General features: G+C 50.1%; 14 protein-coding genes. 4 read left to right on the top strand and 10 right to left on the bottom strand.

Annotated elements, in window-relative coordinates:
- Positions 1-321: 321 nt before the first annotated feature.
- Positions 322-1,701, bottom strand: a complete 1,380-nt coding sequence (locus tag A3849_RS00190) for a polysaccharide deacetylase family protein (protein ID WP_074109617.1) — start codon at positions 1,699-1,701, stop codon at positions 322-324.
- A 241-nt stretch (positions 1,702-1,942) separates the two neighbouring features.
- Here A3849_RS00190 and A3849_RS00185 point away from each other — a divergent pair, with 241 nt between their 5' ends.
- A complete protein-coding gene (locus A3849_RS00185; RefSeq protein ID WP_074109616.1) occupies positions 1,943-3,136 on the top strand; it encodes an AI-2E family transporter in 1,194 nt (397 codons plus the stop codon).
- On the opposite strand, the gene A3849_RS00180 is transcribed toward A3849_RS00185, so the two are convergent.
- The 8 genes from A3849_RS00180 to A3849_RS00145 form a co-directional block, all read right to left on the bottom strand.
- Positions 3,097-4,893, bottom strand: a complete 1,797-nt coding sequence (locus A3849_RS00180) for a peptidoglycan D,D-transpeptidase FtsI family protein (protein WP_256700599.1) — start codon at positions 4,891-4,893, stop codon at positions 3,097-3,099. The genes A3849_RS00185 and A3849_RS00180 overlap by 40 nt on opposite strands.
- A 235-nt stretch (positions 4,894-5,128) precedes the next feature.
- Positions 5,129-7,195 carry a methyl-accepting chemotaxis protein gene (locus A3849_RS00175; RefSeq protein WP_083613299.1) on the bottom strand — a complete coding sequence of 689 codons (2,067 nt, stop codon included), beginning with the start codon at positions 7,193-7,195 and terminating at the stop codon, positions 5,129-5,131.
- Positions 7,196-7,237: 42 nt separating this feature from the next.
- Positions 7,238-8,197 carry an acetylxylan esterase gene (locus A3849_RS00170; RefSeq protein ID WP_074109613.1) on the bottom strand — a complete coding sequence of 320 codons (960 nt, stop codon included), beginning with the start codon at positions 8,195-8,197 and terminating at the stop codon, positions 7,238-7,240.
- A gap of 418 nt (positions 8,198-8,615) precedes the next feature.
- Positions 8,616-9,641: a glycoside hydrolase family 130 protein gene (locus A3849_RS00165; RefSeq protein ID WP_074109612.1), complete on the bottom strand. Its 1,026-nt coding sequence runs from the start codon at positions 9,639-9,641 to the stop codon at positions 8,616-8,618.
- Between the two features lie 60 nt (positions 9,642-9,701).
- Positions 9,702-10,535 carry a carbohydrate ABC transporter permease gene (locus A3849_RS00160; protein WP_074084707.1) on the bottom strand — a complete coding sequence of 278 codons (834 nt, stop codon included), beginning with the start codon at positions 10,533-10,535 and terminating at the stop codon, positions 9,702-9,704.
- A 5-nt stretch (positions 10,536-10,540) separates the two neighbouring features.
- Positions 10,541-11,422, bottom strand: a complete 882-nt coding sequence (locus A3849_RS00155) for a carbohydrate ABC transporter permease (RefSeq protein ID WP_074084708.1) — start codon at positions 11,420-11,422, stop codon at positions 10,541-10,543.
- Positions 11,423-11,548: 126 nt separating this feature from the next.
- Positions 11,549-12,922: an ABC transporter substrate-binding protein gene (locus A3849_RS00150; RefSeq protein WP_074109611.1), complete on the bottom strand. Its 1,374-nt coding sequence runs from the start codon at positions 12,920-12,922 to the stop codon at positions 11,549-11,551.
- Positions 12,923-13,317: 395 nt separating this feature from the next.
- Complete coding sequence (locus tag A3849_RS00145) at positions 13,318-14,079, bottom strand: response regulator transcription factor (protein ID WP_074109813.1); 762 nt, start codon at positions 14,077-14,079, stop codon at positions 13,318-13,320.
- Between the two features lie 275 nt (positions 14,080-14,354).
- Here A3849_RS00145 and A3849_RS00140 point away from each other — a divergent pair, with 275 nt between their 5' ends.
- The 3 genes from A3849_RS00140 to A3849_RS00130 all read left to right on the top strand — a co-directional run bounded on the left by A3849_RS00140 (position 14,355) and on the right by A3849_RS00130 (position 17,801).
- Positions 14,355-15,305, top strand: coding sequence for a glycoside hydrolase family 113 (locus A3849_RS00140; RefSeq protein ID WP_074109610.1), 951 nt, complete (start codon positions 14,355-14,357; stop codon positions 15,303-15,305).
- Between the two features lie 80 nt (positions 15,306-15,385).
- The gene (locus tag A3849_RS00135) at positions 15,386-16,615 is read left to right on the top strand and encodes an AGE family epimerase/isomerase (protein ID WP_074109609.1); all 1,230 of its coding nucleotides are present in this window, start codon (positions 15,386-15,388) and stop codon (positions 16,613-16,615) included.
- 1 nt (position 16,616) lies between these two features.
- Positions 16,617-17,801: a glycoside hydrolase family 130 protein gene (locus tag A3849_RS00130; RefSeq protein ID WP_074109608.1), complete on the top strand. Its 1,185-nt coding sequence runs from the start codon at positions 16,617-16,619 to the stop codon at positions 17,799-17,801.
- A 227-nt stretch (positions 17,802-18,028) separates the two neighbouring features.
- Here A3849_RS00130 and A3849_RS00125 read toward each other — a convergent pair whose 3' ends face one another.
- The gene (locus tag A3849_RS00125; RefSeq protein ID WP_083613298.1) at positions 18,029-18,817 is read right to left on the bottom strand and encodes a class I SAM-dependent methyltransferase; all 789 of its coding nucleotides are present in this window, start codon (positions 18,815-18,817) and stop codon (positions 18,029-18,031) included.
- Between the last annotated feature and the right edge of the window lie 33 nt (positions 18,818-18,850).

Genomic DNA, 18,850 nt, shown 5'->3' with positions numbered 1-18,850 from the left:
CAAATTCGCCTGGCACCACTCCCAGCCGCCTAACACTACTTAACCCCAGCTTAGCTAACCATAAAAAGAAATATCCATTGCAATAAATCACCAGAACTCAAATGACCGCGGTATATCATGTAGAAACGGCTACGCTGTCCTTTTAAAAGCTTATGCTTCCGAAGCAATGATACTGTGTTTCGCTTTCAGGTATCCGTTACTGCGAGATCATGTATAGCTTGAAGCATATCAATCCTGTATATTTATTAAAAAACTCCCGTGACTATATCAGTCACAGGAGCTTGTTATTGAATAATTGCTATTTCATTATATTACAAGTTGCTAATGTACAACCGTGGCTGCGGGAAGCTCGGCTTCCAGGGTCATCTCTTCTTCCCTTATCCGCTCTCGCGGCTTGGCTTGTTTCTGCGGACGCTGCTGATTCATCTGGTCCAGCAGCTGGGAGACGGGCATTAGCATCATTTTGGGAACCAGTACCTCGCTCCGTTCCTTAAGCCTTGCCCCGCCTGCAGGATGAATGACACTCAGCAGAATACTCAGGTAGAACTTGGTTGACCGGGCAAACCAGCCGTTTGGCAGATCCAGCACCATAAACCCGAATTTCTCCGGCCCGCGGTTAATCATACTGACACCATATAGCGCTTTCGCTTCAGCGAGGTCCACATCTGCAGCAATCCGCTGCGCAAGCACCGGCATATCCTTCTCCATACGGCGGATCATGCGGATCGCCAGCTGGGCCGAGGAACGGGAATGCATACCGAGCTCAAACAACTGCCTGTTGTCGATATGCAGCTCTATCACCTTATCGCCTTTACTTAGCCGCTCCCCGCCTTCCATCTGCACGGGTCCACCCTGATATTTGCGTATGCGATAATGCAGGAACGGATCCGCCGGAGAGATGGTCTTCAGCCGGAACATCAGTTGGAAAAGCTGTTCCCATGCCAGCCACAAGCCGACAATCAGTCTTTTGCCAAAGGAAATCCGCTGAATCGGAGAACTCTGTCCCCGCTTGATCATGTCGTCGATCCGAATGCTGCGCAGCCCGCGCCGTTCCGCCTCCTGAAGCATCCGTTCCAGGGCAATCAGCATGTGTTCAGGCGCTTTCGGATCCGCACCAAGCGTAGTGCCGCAATCATGCAGCAGCATGACTTCGCCCGGATTCAGCTTGCTGATCAGCTTCTCCGTCAACCGGTCCGCACCAAGCTTCTCTTTCCAATCACCGAACATGGCTGACCACAGCACGATCTGAACCTGGCGGCGTTTGGAAAAATCAAACAAATTGACAATTCCCCAAGGCGGACGGTAATAGGTGCTCCGTTCACCGGTAATGCTGTAAATGATATCGTCGGTGCGCTGGATTTGTCGCTTCACCGTAGGCGGACGCATGAGCCAGTTAGTCTTGTGCACGTAGTTATGAATTCCGATCAAATGCCCTTCCTCATGCATGCGCCTGATAATTTCCGGATTGCTCTCAGCATGGGAACCAACAACAAAAAATGTAGCTTTAGCCCCGTAACGCTTCAGCAAATCAAGCAAAACCGGGGTATACTGCGGGTCTGGCCCGTCATCAAAGGTAAGGGCAAATTCAGTGCGGCCGGTCCCTTTGCGAAAGACACGATATCCAAATATCCGGCTGATCATACCAGGGATAAATGCATAGAAGGATGAAATGTAAAATAACCAGAGCAGCAAAGTCTGCATGTAAATTCCCCGCTTTTCCAGAGTTGACTTTGGCTCGCCTACGTCTGCAAGCAGATTCTGTGATACGGCCAAGTAGAGTAAAGTATGCCTCACGGTTTTTAGGTGGGCAGAGCCCCACGAAAAAACGTTACCCCCTATTTTAACACAGGTATCAAAGAAATAGACGCTTTTTTGTTAAAATCGTGTACAATGAATTCAAGTTAAATTTGTAAATTTATCTAAAAAGGAGTCGTTTATACCTATGCTGCCTCTGTACAAAAAATATTGGCGCACCTTCTTCGACATCGGTCTGGTCGTACTGACAGTGTATCTTGTAATGCTGGCTTTCAGTATGCTTTACCGCTTAGCAGCGCCTGTATTCTTATCCTTTTTCGTATTTCTGCTGATCGAGCCGCTGGCCCGTTTCCTTAACCGCAGGGGAATAGCCAAATCGTTCGCCTCCGCCATTTCGGTGATCTTGTTCCTGATTGTACTGCTGGGCGTATTGTTCGGCGCCGGACTTCTCATTACGATGCAAGCGCTACAGTTCCAGGATGATCTGCCCCGATATACATATATAGTCCAGCAGCAGTTTGCTGAGACAACCACTTATTTGCAGCACAAGGTGGATGCGCTCCCACCAGATCTTACTAACAAAATCAACGGTTATTTCAAAGAGGCAACCAATGTTCTTTCGGGCTGGCTGGTGATCTTTCTTAAATATATGATCGGAGTTCTCGGCTCCTTCTCATCATTTATGGCTAATTTCGGCATTGCCATTATTTTAGCATTCTTTCTCAGCATGGAGATTAAAGACTGGCGCAAAATCGCACATGACAAAATGCCGAAGACCTTTAAGACCGCTTTCGCCTTTTTGCAGGGCAATGTCTTCAAAGCTATCGGCTCCTATCTCAAAGCACAGCTGATTCTGATCAGCATTACTTTCGTGATTGTTCTGGCCGGACTCTTTATTCTGAGGAGTGGCAATGAAATCACCATGGCACTGGTCTGTGCCGTGTTCGATGTGCTTCCGCTGCTAGGGGTATCAACGATTCTGATTCCCTGGATTGTATATTTGTTCATTGTCGGAAATACTTCGCTTGCCATTGGGCTGCTTGTGCTGCTTGTAGTAGTTCTGATTGTGCGGCAGCTGCTGGAGCCCAAGATCACAGGTAACTCCATTGGTGTATCTTCGGCGTTCCTGATGCTGTCGTTCGTGATTCTGTCCAGCTCTCTCTTCGGATTCGCGGGCTTGATCCTCTCACCGATCCTGCTCATTCTGCTCAAGGAGCTGTTACAGCAGGGGTATCTCCAGCGCTGGATCTTCCTGCCGCAGGAAGAGTTCATCGTCTCGCCATTTGCTGCTTCCGGTGAGCCATCGACACCGGGAGGAGCAACGGTTTCAGGGGAAGGAGCTCAGGCTCCCGCGGATTCCGACAGGAGCTCAAACACTTGACCGAACAGCCGGGTGGCGGCATGCGGACTCCCTGGAGCCACATCCTCTACCAGCGCGGATACAGCATATCTGGGATGGCCAACCGGGCCATAACCGATGAACCATTGGTTATTGCGGGCCACACCTTCCACCAATGTCTGGGCTGTCCCTGACTTGCCTGCTACGGGCCACTTCGTGCCCAGCAGGCTTTTACCCGTTCCATCTGTTACAACCTTGCGCATTAGGGAGAGAAGCACACGGGCTGTCGATGGTGAGATTCTGCCTTGCAGACCCGGAGACAGATGCGACGGCAGCTCCTGAAGCGTTTGTCCGTTGGCAAATGCTACCCGCTGCAAAATACGCGGTGCCCGCACTTCGCCACCATGCAGCAGCGTAACTAACAGGTTAGCTGCCTGCAGCGGTGTAACCCGGACATCGCGCTGGCCGATCGCTGTCTGCACCCTGGCACCCCCGTCATCCGGCAGCAGGGTGGTGAAGATGCTTCCGGGCTGCTCTCCGGACAATGGACGGAGGAGCGGCAGGCCGAGCGTATTCTCCGCTTGCCAGCTGATATCCCTGCCTAGTCCCAGGGCAAGGGCTGCGGACTCCAGCTGCGCCCCGTTCAGGCGCTCAGCCAGCGAAGCAAATACGGTATTGCAGGACACGGCGAACCCTTGCGCCAGAGTAAGGGAGCCATGTCCTTTGCCATTCCGGCAGGAGAGTCCATATTTCCCGTAATGTCCTGAGCAATAGAACCTCTCTTCGGGCGAGGTTACTCCAGCCTCGAGTGCCGCAGCAGCTGTAACTATTTTGAAGATTGAGCCAGGCACCGCCGCCTGCAGCGCACGGTTATTCCACTCTCCGCCCTCAGGCGAGATGTGCCCCGGATTATAGAAGGGGAACGACACCATAGCCTCAATATCCCCGTTTTTTGTATCCAGCACAACCACTGCGCCTTCCTTAATTCCGGATTTCACAACCAGCTTCTCAATGCCTTCCTGAAGCTGCTTATCTATCGTTGTATACAAGGACAATGGATAATACGGATTCCCCGGCGCCTTCACCTTCAGGGGACTACCCGGAAGACGGTTCCCCCGCGCATCCACCTGCGCATACACCTCGGTATGGCCCACTCCCTGCAGCAGGGGTTCCAGTGTCTTCTCCAGCCCGTCGGTCCCCGTCATTGGAATTCTTAACCCCGTTGTTGATTTTTCCAACTGGGCTGCCGAAGCTTCTGACATGTACCCCAGCCATTGGCGCCCTGTCTCTTCTCCTTCATACCTGCGGGCAAAGGGCAGCGCCCGTACACCTCCAATGGCAAGTGATTCCACGGTTTCAGCCTGTCCCGGGGTCAGCTCCAGCGGATTCTTACCGCTGCCGGACGGCCAGAGCAGCGGTTCTTTTAGCCCTCTGCGCCTTGCTTGAAGCTGCTCGTAGGTCACACCCAGTACAGTGGCAAGAAGCTTCAGTTGTTCCTTACCCGCGGCGCTGACCGCCGCTGCTTCGCCCTCTTCCTGCGGAAAAAAAGCTGCAGTCCATACGGTTTCACCCGCCAGCGGCTGCCCACTGCGGTCATACAGACGGCCACGGCCGCTGTCCAGCACCATCTCCCGTTCACTTTGAATGGCAGCCATTTGAGCCATAGTGTATTCCGCTCCCGGAACTTTACGGTCCTTAAGCAGCAGTTGGACCCATGCAAGCCTTAGAATCAACACCCCCAACAGAATACACAGGATGAGCGAACTCCAAATAATACGTTTATGAGCAAGCTTGTGCAAAGCCATTCCTCCTGATGTTTGTTGACTCACTAAGAACTTCATGGTATTTATTATGCCCATATGGCGGATATATTACCTGGAACGGTCACAATGCTTCAGCCAAATCTCTCCTTTCGTATAGACATACCTCTTCGGCCTCCTGCACGCGGAAAGACGCCTCTTCCCAATTGGAAAGAGGCGTCTTCTCCTTGATATATTCTGTTAAAGGCATCAGCCCCCGGCCTTTGCACCTTACCTACACATTAAACTTCGAGAGTCTTTCTTTCAGCATACTTGAGGCGAGCTCCAGCTTGCCGGAGAGGTCGACGAGATAATCGCTGACACTTTGCTGCTCCCCGCTAAGGGAAGCCACCTCCTGTGAGGCTGCTGAGGATTGCTCAGCAAAAGAGCTGACATTGCTAATCGTCTCCGACAGCACATGCTGGGATTGATTCAATCCATCAATGGATGCTCCTACAGATTCCAGCCGGGTAATGAAATGGTTCATCTGGCTTTGAACCGTTACAAAGATGTCGCTCGTGTTCCGGACTGAAATGGTCTGCTCCTCGAAGAGCGGCGCTACCTCCGATAGTGCAGCTACCGTCTCATTCATATCCGACATGATTTTGTCGGTAATTTCAGCTACCATGGCAATGGAGCGCTTGGACTGTTCCGACAGCTGGCGGATTTCATCGGCCACCACTGTGAATCCTTTGCCTGCTTCACCTGCACGAGCTGCTTCTATTGAAGCGTTCAGCGACAGAATATTGGTCTGCTGTGTGATGCTCTGCATGACATCCAGAACTCTAATGACCGAAGAAGCGGTATCCTTCAGTTCGTTGACCTTTACGACGAGCTTATCGGTCATATCGCCTGTTGTCTGCGTTTTGGTAAGCAGTTCCTGAAGCTTCCCAACACCTTCCTGACTGGATTGTCCCACATCATGTGCGGTGCTCCCCATCTCGTGGGCCGCAGATAACACCACATCCATCCGCCCGGAGATCTGTGCGGTCATCTCATTGCCGCGGTCTGCTTCCAGTGCAAGGCTTCCGGCTCCACCGGCAATCTGTTCCGTCGCCGCCGCAATGTCCCTGGCCGACGCAGCCGTCTTCCGCGAAGCGCTGCCCAGCGCATCCGCCGTTTCCAGCACCTCACGCGCCGTCTCGTTGGTATGCACTACCAGCTCAGTGATCCGCTCCATCATCAAATTAAAGGAGCCCGACAGTTGGCCGATTTCATCGCGGGAAGACACTGCCGTCCGGACCCGCAGATCACCTTCCGCACCTTTGAACATCAGGTCCTTAAGCCGGGATAGCGGAAGGGATACCATTCTGACCATCCACAATCCAATCAGAATTGCAATGAACGCAGCGGCTGCAACTGCGATGTAGGTCGTAGACAGAATACGGCCTGCATCCTTAACCAGATTCTCTGAAGGTACAACGCCGAGCACTCTCCATCCTGAGCTCTGCAGCGTGCCATAGACTGCCAGAATGGATTTGCCTTTTTCATCTTCAGTCGGCAAAGATCCTGAGGCTTCGGTCAGCCCCTTGAACAAAGTTCCTCCCAAGCGCAGATAGGAATCCGCCTGCTCCTGGGAAGAGGCGATCAGCTCGTCTTTGGTTGTCAGCAGTTGAATGTAGGAATCCATCCCAAGGTTAACCTTTTTCATATGCTTGTCCAATTCTCCAGTACTGATATCGGCAACCGCAATATAGCCCGTTCCTTCCGAATCCGCTGCGATGGACTTGGCTAAATGAAATACACCCGAAGTATCCCCCTGCTTCAACCCTTCCGTTACAAACAGGCTTTGGGGCTTCTCTTTCAACTGCTTGAACCAGGAAGCCTTCCTGATCCCATCCATAAATGTATTATCCTTAGTTCCGGTCGCAGATACAGGAAGTTCCTCATTAAGCGGGATCAGGTAGACCGCCTGGACTCCTTTGACCGAAGACATCCAGCGGTTCAACTCGTTATTGATCCGTTCCGTCGGATTCTGCTGCTCCGCACTGCTGTCCATGCTCGCACTTCCCTGGCTGACTGCATCCTGAATATCCCTGCTGTAAAAAAGCTGACCCAGACTGTCTTCAAATCGCATTAGGATAACATCCAGCTTCTCTGCCGTTTGCTCGACGGTCTGCTGATTGGATGCCAAGGCGTTGTTCTCTATGGTTCGTTTGGCTACAGAGTATGAGGTGTATCCAAGGGATAATACAATCCCCATCGTTGCAATGAAAAACACGAGAAAGAGCCGCACCCCTAGCGACTTGGAGGGGTGCAGCCGAGTCAGAAATCCTTTGCTGCCTGCTGCTGGTTTACTCAAAAAATCACCGCCAGATCTACGATATTCTTGCACGGATTCCCGTTACAAGGTCATGAAGGTCTGTAGCGTCCGATCGGCAAGATATGGAAGATACTCATGACCGTATTCATGATATACCATCAGGTCTTTTGTTGCTGTGATTTTATTGTATGCTGCGAATTGTGTAGAAGGTGGACAGATCGTATCCACCAGTCCGGTTACCCACAACACTTTGGCTTGAATGCGGCTTGCCAGATTCTGAATGTCGATGTACCCGAGCCGGTTGAAAACCTCTTCCTCCCGTTCATGATGCGGATCAAAAAAGCGGAAATAATAGTTAATCTCTTCATAGGCGGAAGTCGTAATATCCAGCTCCCATGCCCGTTTATAATCGGAAAGGAACGGATAGACCGGAACAGCCAGCTTAATCCGTGGTTCAAGGGCAGCACAGGCTACAGTAAGCCCGCCGCCTTGGGACAGGCCGAATGCACCAACCCGTGCCGGGTCTACTTCGGGCATATTCATTAGAATCCGTGCCGTCTGGGCGGTATCCAGGAACACGTTCCGGTAATAGAGCTTGTCCGGACTCGGATCATCGATTCCGCGGATGATATGGCCGCGGATGGTTGTGCCTTGGACCGTAAGGTTGTCCTCGGACAAGCCGCCTTGTCCGCGGCAATCCATAGCAAGTACACTAATGCCGTGTGCGGCGTAGGTAACCTTTTCCATCCAATCGCCACTATCGCAAGAATAGCCGTGGAACATGACCACGCCTGGTCCTTTCACTTGTTCCGATTTCTTCGGTCTCACGTATTTGCAATGCACTTTGGCACCGCCCACTCCGGTAAAATACAGATGGAAGCATTCCGCCAGCTCGCTGGTAAACTCCGCAGGTACCAGTTCGTAATCCAGCGTCTGAGCATCGAGATCAGCCAGGGCACGTTCCCAGAATGAATCGAAGTCGGCAGGCTTCGGGCTGGAGCCTTCGTAGGCTTTTAGTTGGGGCAGGGATCTTTCGGACATAAGAAATCCTCCTTAGGGTTGGATTGAATTGTGTTGGCAAAAAGTAAGCGGGGGGTGGGGGAGTGTACGGCGTAACTTCGGGGAATGTTGGTTCCGATCGCTGTTGTTCCCGGATTTCCTGATTTGTACCGCTAGGCGGTAGAAATCCGGGAACAAAGGCGAACGCTTGCGCTTCTCCACTCAACATTCCCCTCCGTTACTCCCCACTCCCCCCCCTTCTCCACCACAGGGTTTGCAAGAACAAGTTAAATCCAATAAGTCGGATTTAACAAAAAAGATTAAACCTTATAAAGACTAAACCTTTAAAACCAAATACGTTGAAAAACCCATTAAGCATGGGTTTTTGGATCGTGCAGCAACGTGGCGGCCACGGAGGTGGCCGCCACTGGCTGCAAAGGCGTAGCTGCAAAGGCAATGTTTAGATCTTGCCCAAACCGGCGTCGTCGCCGACTTCCTCATGGGTTTCGATCACGTAGTTGACGATTTCTTCAACAGTGGTGTAAGCAACGCCTACATAGGTGTCTGCTGCGCCATAATAGATGGCGATCCGGCCGGTTTCAGCATCATTCAGGGTGGCGCAAGGGAAGAGCACGTTGTTCACGAAGCCTCTTTCTTCATACCATTCCTCCGGTGTCAGCACAAAGTTCTTGGAGCGGTATTTGACCTTGGATGGCTCATCCTTGTCCAGGATGACTGCACCCATACTGTATACGAGACCGTTGCAGGTTCCAGTAACGCCGTGATAGAACATCAGCCAGCCTTCGGTGGTCTCGATAGGGGCAGGGCCGCCGCCGATTTTGGTACTCTGCCACCAGCCTTGACCGCCTTTGGTCATGACATGGCGGTGTTTACCCCAGTATACAAAGTCAGGGCTTTCGCTCAGGAACACATCGCCAAAAGGCGTATGACCGCTGTCGCTCGGACGGGACAGCATGACGAAGTTGCCGTTTATTTTTCTTGGGAACAGTACGCCATTGCGGTTGAACGGCAGGAACGGATTTTCCAGGCTGACGAAAGTTTTGAAATCCTGGGTTTTGGCCACACCGATCGCGGCACCGTAGAAATCCGTACACCAGATGATGTAATAGGTATCTTCGACTTTGACCAGACGCGGGTCGTATGCATAACGAGGCATGTACGGATTGCCTGCTTCATCTATAAACTGAATCGGTGCATCGTCGATTTTCCAGTCCAGGCCGTCTGCACTGTGACCCATGCGCAGATGAGGACGGGTAGTATTATCCTCTACACGGAATACCCCCAGAAAGCTGCCATCATAGGCAATAACCGCACTGTTGAAAATACGTGCCACGCCTTTTGCCGGGTTGCGTTTGATCACCGGATTATCACTGTGTCTCCATACCGGACTATCATTGCCTGCCGGTCTGTCCTGCCAAGGTATATTCGGAATATTCTGACTGGCGATCAACTTAACTTCTTTCATAAGTACAATTCCCTCCGTGAGCGCAGCGGTGCTGCGAATAATTTAAATGAAGAACCGATTTTATTTTACCGACCCTTGGGCAAAACCGTTGTAAATGTACTTCTGCAAAGCAATGAAGGCTATCAGTGTAGGGATAATGGCGATCATAATAGCGGCGCAGATAACCTCCCACTGTGAACCATATGGACCTTTAAATTTGAACAGCGCGGTGGAGACCACCTGCAGGCTGCTTTTTGGCATATACAGAAAAGGGGTATAGAAGTCGTTGTAGATGTTTACGCCCTTCACAATAATCACCGTTACAATGGCCGGACTCAGAAGCGGAAGAATAATTCTCCAGTAAATCGTCCAGTATGAAGCTCCATCCAGCATTGCCGATTCATCAAGCGATTCGGATATGGAGTCCAGGAACTGCATGAATATATAGACAGCGATAATATCCGTACCCAGGTACATCAGAATCGGTGCCCAGCGGGTGTTGAACAATTCCAGCGAGTTGATGATCTGGAAGGTGGCTACCTGAGTCGTAACTCCGGGAATCAGTGTCGCGAGCAGAAAAGCGCCCATCAGCAGCTTGCTGCCTCTGAACCGGAAACGTGCCAGAATGTATGCCATCATTGATCCGGTAAGTGTAGCACCGGCAATAGAAATGACTACAATAATAAGAGTATTCAAGAAGCCCAGGAGCATATTCCCGTCCACAAAAGCTTTGGTATAGTTGGCAAAATTCAGCCAGTTCTCCGGCAGGGTAAGCGGACCCGTTGTCGCATACTCTTCATTCGTTTTTAATGAAGCGAAAAAGACGACAGCAATCGGAATTAGAGCCATCAGCGCTCCCAAAATCAAACTGAGGTATTTGAAGAAAGAGGCTACGTTGTATTTTAAAGTATGCATAGTTCTTACTTCTCCTCCTTAATCAGAACACGCTGCAGAATGGTGACGAGAACAACAATACCCAGTAGCACTACGGCCATTGCCGAAGCAAGACCCAGCTTGCTGTATTTGAAGGCCACATCGACGGTCTGGATGACAAAGGTGCCGCTGCCGTTGGAACCGCCGGTCATGACATACGGAATTTCGAATACACCGATCGCTCCGCTTACCGCGAGGATCAGATTGAGCTGCAGAATCCGTTTGATGCTCGGAATAATAATGTGTCGGAACTGGTGCCAGCGGTTGGCTCCGTCAATTTCAGAAGCTTCATAGATATCACTCCCGATGGAGGAAATCGCTCCAAGGAAGATGATAAAGTTCATTCCCATGTATCTCCATACCGATGCAAAGGCGAGGGAGATATTGATCAGATGGGGGTTAAGCAGCCACTTCTGCTGCCAGGCTCCAAGTCCAACGAGATCAAGGATGGTGTTCAGGGTGCCTTCCGGCTTGAAGAAAAACAGGAAAATAAATCCGATGGCCACACCGTTCAAGAGTGTCGGAAAGAATAGAATTCCTTTGAACCAGTTCTTCATACGGACATTAAAGCTTAAGATCGTGGCAAAATACAGCGCCAGCCCCATTTGGACGAAGGTGGCGAAGAAATAATACAAGCTCACCTTGAACACGGCGAAATACTCCGGTTTGGTGAAAATGGTCTTGTAGTTGTCAAAGCCGATATATTCCATATTTTTGCTTAGACCATTCCAGCTTGTGAAACTGTATTGGAACATTTTGAATACAGGCAAATATGAGAACGTCAGCAACAGAACTACCGGAACTAATGAGAATAAAACAATGATCAATATCCGCTGATTTTTATAACTTAAGTTGGACAATCTCTCCACACCTCCTAAGAAGACTGCTTATCACTCCAAATCCTTCTCCACACCGCAAAAGTGAAGGGGAAAACGCCGCTTCCGGCGCCCCCCCGTTCTCTTCAATCTGTCTTCACTCCTGCGTTTTATCAAAACTTACTTAGCTGCCGTTACTTTGGCTCTTGCAGCTTTCCACTTATCGTTCAGGTCTTTCATAATGTCATCATAGGAATCTTTTCTGTTGCCAATCGCCGCTTCGATGATCACTTTCTTAAAGTCAGGCTGCCAGAGGCCGATTTCAGCTTCTTTGTCGATAGCATCAACCCAGCCTTCTTCACCGGCTTTTGCAGGGGCAATCGTATCAAACGTTACATCTGTGCCATCAAATTGTTTCAGGATTTCCGGAAGCTCAGCGCCTTTAACCGGGCTCATGCCGCCGCCTTCAGTGGTAGGATAGCCGGATTCGTTGATGAACCAGTCCACCCAAGCTCTTGCAGCTTCTTTGTTTTTACTGTGGATGCTTACACCCAGGTTATAGTCGTCAGACAGCGGAACCAGAATCTTGTCGGCGTTGGTCGGGAAAGGCATGAAGCCTACATCATCAGGGTTGGTTGCCAGGCCTTTGATTTGACCGATTGCCCAAGATCCCAGCATCATGGTACCGATTTTGCCGTTAGCCAGGTCAGCCTTGGAGGATTCCCAGTCCGTAGTCGTAGGGTCTTCTTCAATCAGGCCATTCTTCGCAGCGTCATACAATACTTTGTACAAGTCATAGTGCGGCTGGCCTTTAACGAAGTTATCATCCGATGCCACTTGGCCGATATTCACATAATCACGATTTCCGGCTACGGTAGCCAGATCCGCTTCCCATTGCGTCAGTGTCCAGCCGGCAGCATAGTTCGTGTAGAGAGGAACCGCGTCCGTCTTGTCCTTGATACTCTTCAGTGCAGCAGAGAACTGGTCAAAAGTTCTTGGAACCTCAGTAATTCCGGCATCCTTGAATACTTGTTTGTTGTAGATGACACCGGAGAAGTTAACCGTAATCGGAATCCCGTAAGAAATACCGTCTACAGTACGTTCTTCCAGGCCGGTATATTGCTTCTCCAGATCTGACATTTTACCCAGCGGTTCAAAAAAGTCCGGCAGATCTTTAATGGCTACACTTGTAGGCAACAGCAGAACATCGCCGTAATCATTTGTGCTCATGCGGATTTTAATCTGATCTTCGTAGCTGGACAGTGCTTCGAAGTTTACTTTGACATTCGGATATTTCTCATTGAATTTGGCTGCATAGTCTTTGAATACGGTATCAACAATATCCGTTCTTTGTGTGATGACCGTGATATCCCCTTTGATATCCTTGGCTGCGTCACCTTCAGGCGCTGCTGTCGCCTCGGTATTTGTTCCCGTATTCCCTGCATTGGTTGCTGCAGCATTGTCTGTGTTATTGTTGTTCGATGAACAACCCGCAAACAAACCCGCCATCAGTGTTAGTGCTGCCAGACTTGTAACTGCTTTGGTATTCTTCATTGTTTTTTTGACCCCTCTCTTCATTTTGAACCTTGAACCAAATAATAACAAAACACTAACAATAATCATCACAAATTAACGATTATACTCCAGAAAAATCAGTTGATTCTCTATTTCGTTTGAAAAGTGATGATGTTATCGCTTACAAACACATTATAAATCGTTTCTAATCCCAAAACGATGGTTTCAATTGTTTTTTCTGGTCTTCAATTTGTTATTTTTGTTTTTTATATATCCAATTTGTTATCTACTATTATATGAAGAAAAAGGAAATCCTCTCATTTCAGAGAATACGCCTTCACTCGTTGCACGCACAAAAGCCCCGCAGCAAAGCGGGGCTTTTGTGTAATATGAGGTTTTCTCGACCATGATAATCTCGGCCGCTCCTCCTCCACCTATCTGCAACGACTCTTATAATCCTTAGGCGTCATGCCGCACATTTTTTTGAACAGCTTATTAAAATATACCGGATCACTGTAGCCAACCCGTTCAGCTATTTCGTAATTCTTCAAATCCGGCTGACCGGTCAGCAGTTCCTTGGCCTTGGCGATGCGGATGCCAATCAGATAATCAGTAATCGTCTGGCCTGTCTTGTATTTGAACAAACGGCTGATATAGCTCGCGTTCATTCCCACCGTCTCTGCCAGCCGTTCGAGTTCAAAGTTATGGGCGTATTCCTTCTCCAGGATGCTTTTGGTCTGTTCAACCACATAATGCTCCCCACCCTCGGGGGCCAGTTGCGCTGCACCTTCCGGCTCTGCCTCTGCAAGTTGAAGCTTTTTGTTCTCTTCCACACTTTTCAGCAAATCGTACAACTGGGCCTTCTCAATGGGCTTAAGCAAATAATCGAGCACTCCATGCCGCATAGCCCGGCGGGCATATTCGAATTCACTGAACCCGCTCAATACCGCTATGGGGAGTTGCTTCAGATGTCCTCTGACCTCTTCAATCAGCTTGAAGCCATCCATTCTAGGCATCTTAATGTCTGTAATAAGAAGATCTATATCATTGGGGCTAAGATCCCGGAGATGATTCCAGGCCTCCAGCCCGTTGCCGTAGGAACCGATAACTTCAACTTCCAAATCCATTCTGGAAGTAATCTTCACAAGCCCACGGCGAATCACTTCCTCATCGTCCGCAATCATGACCCTGATCACCACAAATCGCCTCCAGTCTAGTTGCAGCCACAAATGTTTGCGCTATCATTATTAATTATAAGCTCCATTTTCTCATTAGCATATGTGCTCTATTGTACTTTTCTAGTCTTGAATTTACTTTGCCCATTTTGCCCTTGAAATCACTGCCGAAAAGGGTTATAACTAAATTATATTGTTGTTATTGTTAAATAACAAATTAATAATAACAACATAACAAAATACTCAAATGTTTCGATCCCTTTATCCTACTATTCTGACAAAGCGAGGTTACTGAGATGTCACTGCAGAATGAATATGTCGGAGGCGTTACCTGGGGTTTCATGGGCACGCGCGGGACCTGGGCAAATGAAGAAGCTGAAGCTTCAATGGAGCTTATGAAGTCGGTCACTGGAGCGAACTGGACGGCTATCGCTTTCAGTGCGGTTCAGGCTACTCCGCAATCCACGGAAATTCCTTATGGGGAGAACCCCACAGTTACCGACGATGAGGTCTTATGGGCAATCCGCAAGGCGCAGTCGCTTGGTCTGAAGGTATGCCTGAAACCGATTGTGAACTGTGCAGACGGCACTTGGCGCGCTCACATCAATTTCTTCGATAAGGATGTTCCCTGCGAGCCCAAATGGTCGGACTGGTTCAGTTCTTACACTGCCTTTATTTTGCATTTTGCCGCGATTGCAGAAGAAAGCGGTTGCGAGATGTTCTGCATCGGCTGCGAGCTGGTCATGTCTGACAGACGGGCTGCGGAGTGGCGGGCCTTGATTGCAGAAGTCCGCATCGTATACAGCGGAATCCTTACTTATAATTGCGACAAGTATCAAGAGGACAATGTGACCTGGTGGGATGCCCTGGATGTAATTTCCTCCAGTGGCTATTACCCTGAGTCGGACTGGGAAGCGCAGCTTGACCGGATTGAGGCAGTGGTGAAACGCATTGGCAAGCCATTCTTCTTCATGGAAGCGGGCTGCCCAAGCCGCATCGGCAGTGCCGCCATTCCAAACGACTGGTCACTGAAGGGCGAACCGAGCGAGGAGGAACAAAAGCGCTTTTATGAGGCCATGTTCCGCAGCTGTGAGGGCCGGGAATGGGTCCAGGGCTTTATGCTCTGGGATTGGCCGGCACGTCTGTATCCACTGGAGGCTGCAGCAGAGAACGATGACTACTGCATGTACGGGAAATCGGCGGCAGGCGTCATTAAGGGGTACTACAGCTCCAAGACTAATGCTTAAGTTTGTGCTTCCGAGGCAAGTTTTGTACGAAGTAATACTGTAAGCACCTGCTTACAAAACTTAAAGGAGTGAACAACAAAATGAAGAATTCACCTCAGGTATGGCTGAACGAGCTGGAGGAAGAGCTGAAGGGTAATATTTTGCGCTTCTGGATGGAACACACACTGGATGAAGCACATGGCGGCTTTGTGGGCGAGATCGACAACCAGATGAATGTCATTGCCGGTGCTGAGAAAAGCCTTGTGCTCAATGCGCGGATTCTATGGACATTTGCGAGCGCTTACCGCCTGTATGGCACAGCTGAATACTTAAAGATGGCTGAACGTGCCTTCGACTATCTGAACCAGCATTTCATAGATGAAGAGCATGGCGGTTTGTTCTGGATGGTGGATGCGCATGGAGTCCCTTCCCAGCCGAAGAAACAAATCTACGGCCATTCTTTTGCCATATATGCGCTTGCTGAATTCCACCATGCTACGGGACGTGCTGATGCGCTGCAGCAAGCGGTTGACCTGTTCCATCTGGTAGAGAAGTACGGCTATGATCCCATTTATAAAGGTTATATTGAAGCATTGTCCCGTGAATGGCAAATGACAGATAATCTGAGTCTCAGCTCGAAGGATATGAACGAGAAGAAATCCATGAATACCCATCTGCATGTGCTGGAGGGCTATACCGGCCTGTACCGGGTATGGAAATCGGAAGAGCTGAAGAGCAAGCTGGCCGAACTGATTGAAACGATGCTGGAGCATATTATTGATGCTGAAGGCAAACACTTCCACCTGTTCCTGGACGAAGAATGGCATGTCAAATCTGAGAGCATATCTTTTGGCCACGACATCGAAGGGAGCTGGCTGCTGGTTGAAGCCGCAGAAGTGCTTGGAGATGAAGATCTGCTTGAGCGTGTGCGTAAGGTGGCTATTTCCATGGCCGACGCCGTGCTTGCCGAAGGCATTGCTGAGGATGGCGGAATCTGGAATGAAGCGGACAAGAACGGATTCATTGACACGTCTGAAGAGTCCAGAGACTGGTGGCCGCAGGCTGAAGCCATTGTGGGCTTTTACAATGCGTACCAGTTGACGGATGACCAACGCTTCCTGGAAGCTGCCGAGAACGCCTGGGCGTTCACTGACAAATATATCGTCGACCACAAATATGGCGAATGGTACTGGGGGATTGACGAAGCCCTGCAGCCGCTGGCCCATGCACCCAAGGTCAGCGCCTGGAAATGTCCATATCATAACAGCAGAGCCTGCTTCGAAATGATCGGACGCCTTACCTCAACATCCACTATAAAGGAGACAAAATAAAATGACTGCAAACTTTCAAGAACGTAAACAGAAGCTTACGGAGCGCTACGAGGCATTGATTGGCCGCAAAAATGAGAAGGTTCCTTACGGCAACGGCATCTATGACCGCTACCAGTACCCGCTGCTCACTGCTGAACACGCTCCACTGATCTGGCGCTACGACTTCAATCCGGAGACCAACCCCTATTTCGCAGAAAGAATCGGGGTTAACGGTATTTTCAATCCCGGAGCCATTGAGCTCAACGGCAAATTTTATATTGTTGCCCGTGTAGAAGGCAATGACCGCAAATCCTTCTTCGCTGTAGCCGAAAGCGACAGTGGTGTGGACGGCTTCCGCTTCTGGGATCACCCGGTAGTGCTGCCTGAAACGGAAGACCCGGATATCAACGTCTATGACATGCGCCTCGTGAAGCATGCAGACGGATGGATTTACGGCCTGTTCTGCACCGAACGCAAAGACCCGGATGCCCCTCATGGCGATCTGTCCAGCGCAGTTGCCCAATGCGGTATTACCCGTACCAAGGATCTGAAGACCTGGGAACGCCTTGCTGACCTGAAGACCGGCTCTGCACAGCAGCGCAATGTGGTGCTGCACCCTGAGTTTGTTGACGGCAAGTATGCCTTCTACACCCGTCCGCAGGATGGATTCATCGACGCCGGTTCCGGCGGTGGTATTGGCTGGGGATTGTCGGATACCATCGAGAACGCTGTAATTACCAGCGAATCTATCATGGACCAGCGTTACTACCATACGATCAAAGAAGTGAAGAACGGCCAAGGCCCGGCGCCAATCAAAACAGCACGCGGCTGGCTGCACATTGCACATGGTGTCCGTAACACCGCCGCAGGGCTGCGCTATGTGCTGTATGCCTTCCTGTCCGATCTGGAAGAGCCTAATAAAGTCACGCATGCACCAGGCGGACATTTCATCGCGCCCGATGGCGAAGAACGTGTTGGCGATGTATCCAACGTAGTATTCTGCAACGGCGTGATCGCACGGGATAACGGAGACATCTACATCTATTATGCATCCTCCGACACCCGCATCCACGTGGCTACCACAACGGTTGACCAGATGCTGGATTATGTGCTGAATACACCTGAAGACCCGCTTCGCTCCTATGCGTGCGTGCAGCAGCGGATTGCGATGATTGACCGGAATGTTAAAATGAACCTGAAAGCCTAGCATATCGGGTGTTGACGTAACTGCGGGAAATGTTTGGACTTCCGGCCGCTATCGCTCCTTCAGTTCCAAACTTCCCCTCCGTTACTTCACCCTTAATGTTGTTTTCTGAAGTTCTTTTATAAGAGAGTAAGAAGAGGTAAAAGGCGGCCCCTGTGGAATTCCACTGGGCCGCCTTTGTTATAAGTTAGTGAAATATTCTAATACAATCTCCACTAAAATTTGCTTATCTAAACTGTAGCCCGCACGATGTAATATTCTACCGTGGTCGGCAGGCCATGGGTAGTCTGATGCTGAGCGAAGATCCGGCTGATCTCTGGCAGACTGCTCTCCATAACCATTTCATGTACGGCAGACGTTTGCCCAAAGCAGCGAAGACGTACAATGTCTAAAGGCCCATGCAGGTACTGTGTACCGAGCACCGTCTCTATTTCAGCTTCAGCAAATCCGCTCGCATCAAGTCGCTGCTTAATCTTGTCCAACACGGGAGTCCCTTCCTGCTGTGGACCATACAACCCAGGGAACAGGATTGACAATTCAGGAGACAACCGGTCACCAGGGTGGAGAGCGATCAGCCGCCCTCCTTTTTTAATAATTCTGGTTAGCTCAGGGTATGCGGATGTGGGTCCTTTACGGTTATAAGCACAATCGAACTCATTCTGCTCAAAAGGGAGCCTGTCCTTGGTATTAGCCGTTACAAAGGACACATTGGCAGGGGCAGTGCTGTAAGCGGTATGTATAAAATCGGCTGTAATATCAAGGCCGACTATGTGCTGGACAACAGGACTCCACCCAATCGTAAAATCGCCATGGCCGCACCCAACGTCGAGCACTTTTTTCCCCGGAACCATTCCGGCGACCTCCTGCGCAAATATCCGCTCTGCATCCGGCCCCGTGATCGTTGAATTCCAAGGATAGGCGTATTTCCCGGTGAGACTTCCCAGCCCGGCATACCACTGGAACGAATGCGGCATCATCCAGTCTTTGTGTGTTGTCGGGTCTATAAGTGCTGCTGTCAATCTATCAACCTCCCTGTTCATGAACGATAAATA

The organism is Paenibacillus sp. P46E (assembly GCF_001909095.1).
GTDB classification, from domain to species: domain Bacteria; phylum Bacillota; class Bacilli; order Paenibacillales; family Paenibacillaceae; genus Paenibacillus_AQ; species Paenibacillus_AQ helianthi.
Note: the sequence above shows the minus strand (reverse complement) of the source record. Positions and strands in the feature narration are given on the sequence as shown.

Excerpts from the sequence above, each read along its gene's own strand:
- A3849_RS00190 (WP_074109617.1), bottom strand. The coding sequence starts at position 1,701 with ATGCAGACTTTGCTGCTCTGGTTATTTTACATTTCATCCTTCTATGCA.
- A3849_RS00185 (WP_074109616.1), top strand. The coding sequence starts at position 1,943 with ATGCTGCCTCTGTACAAAAAATATTGGCGCACCTTCTTCGACATCGGT.
- A3849_RS00170 (WP_074109613.1), bottom strand. The coding sequence starts at position 8,197 with ATGTCCGAAAGATCCCTGCCCCAACTAAAAGCCTACGAAGGCTCCAGC.
- A3849_RS00165 (WP_074109612.1), bottom strand. The coding sequence starts at position 9,641 with ATGAAAGAAGTTAAGTTGATCGCCAGTCAGAATATTCCGAATATACCT.
- A3849_RS00160 (WP_074084707.1), bottom strand. The coding sequence starts at position 10,535 with ATGCATACTTTAAAATACAACGTAGCCTCTTTCTTCAAATACCTCAGT.
- A3849_RS00150 (WP_074109611.1), bottom strand. The coding sequence starts at position 12,922 with ATGAAGAATACCAAAGCAGTTACAAGTCTGGCAGCACTAACACTGATG.
- A3849_RS00140 (WP_074109610.1), top strand. The coding sequence starts at position 14,355 with ATGTCACTGCAGAATGAATATGTCGGAGGCGTTACCTGGGGTTTCATG.
- A3849_RS00135 (WP_074109609.1), top strand. The coding sequence starts at position 15,386 with ATGAAGAATTCACCTCAGGTATGGCTGAACGAGCTGGAGGAAGAGCTG.
- A3849_RS00130 (WP_074109608.1), top strand. The coding sequence starts at position 16,617 with ATGACTGCAAACTTTCAAGAACGTAAACAGAAGCTTACGGAGCGCTAC.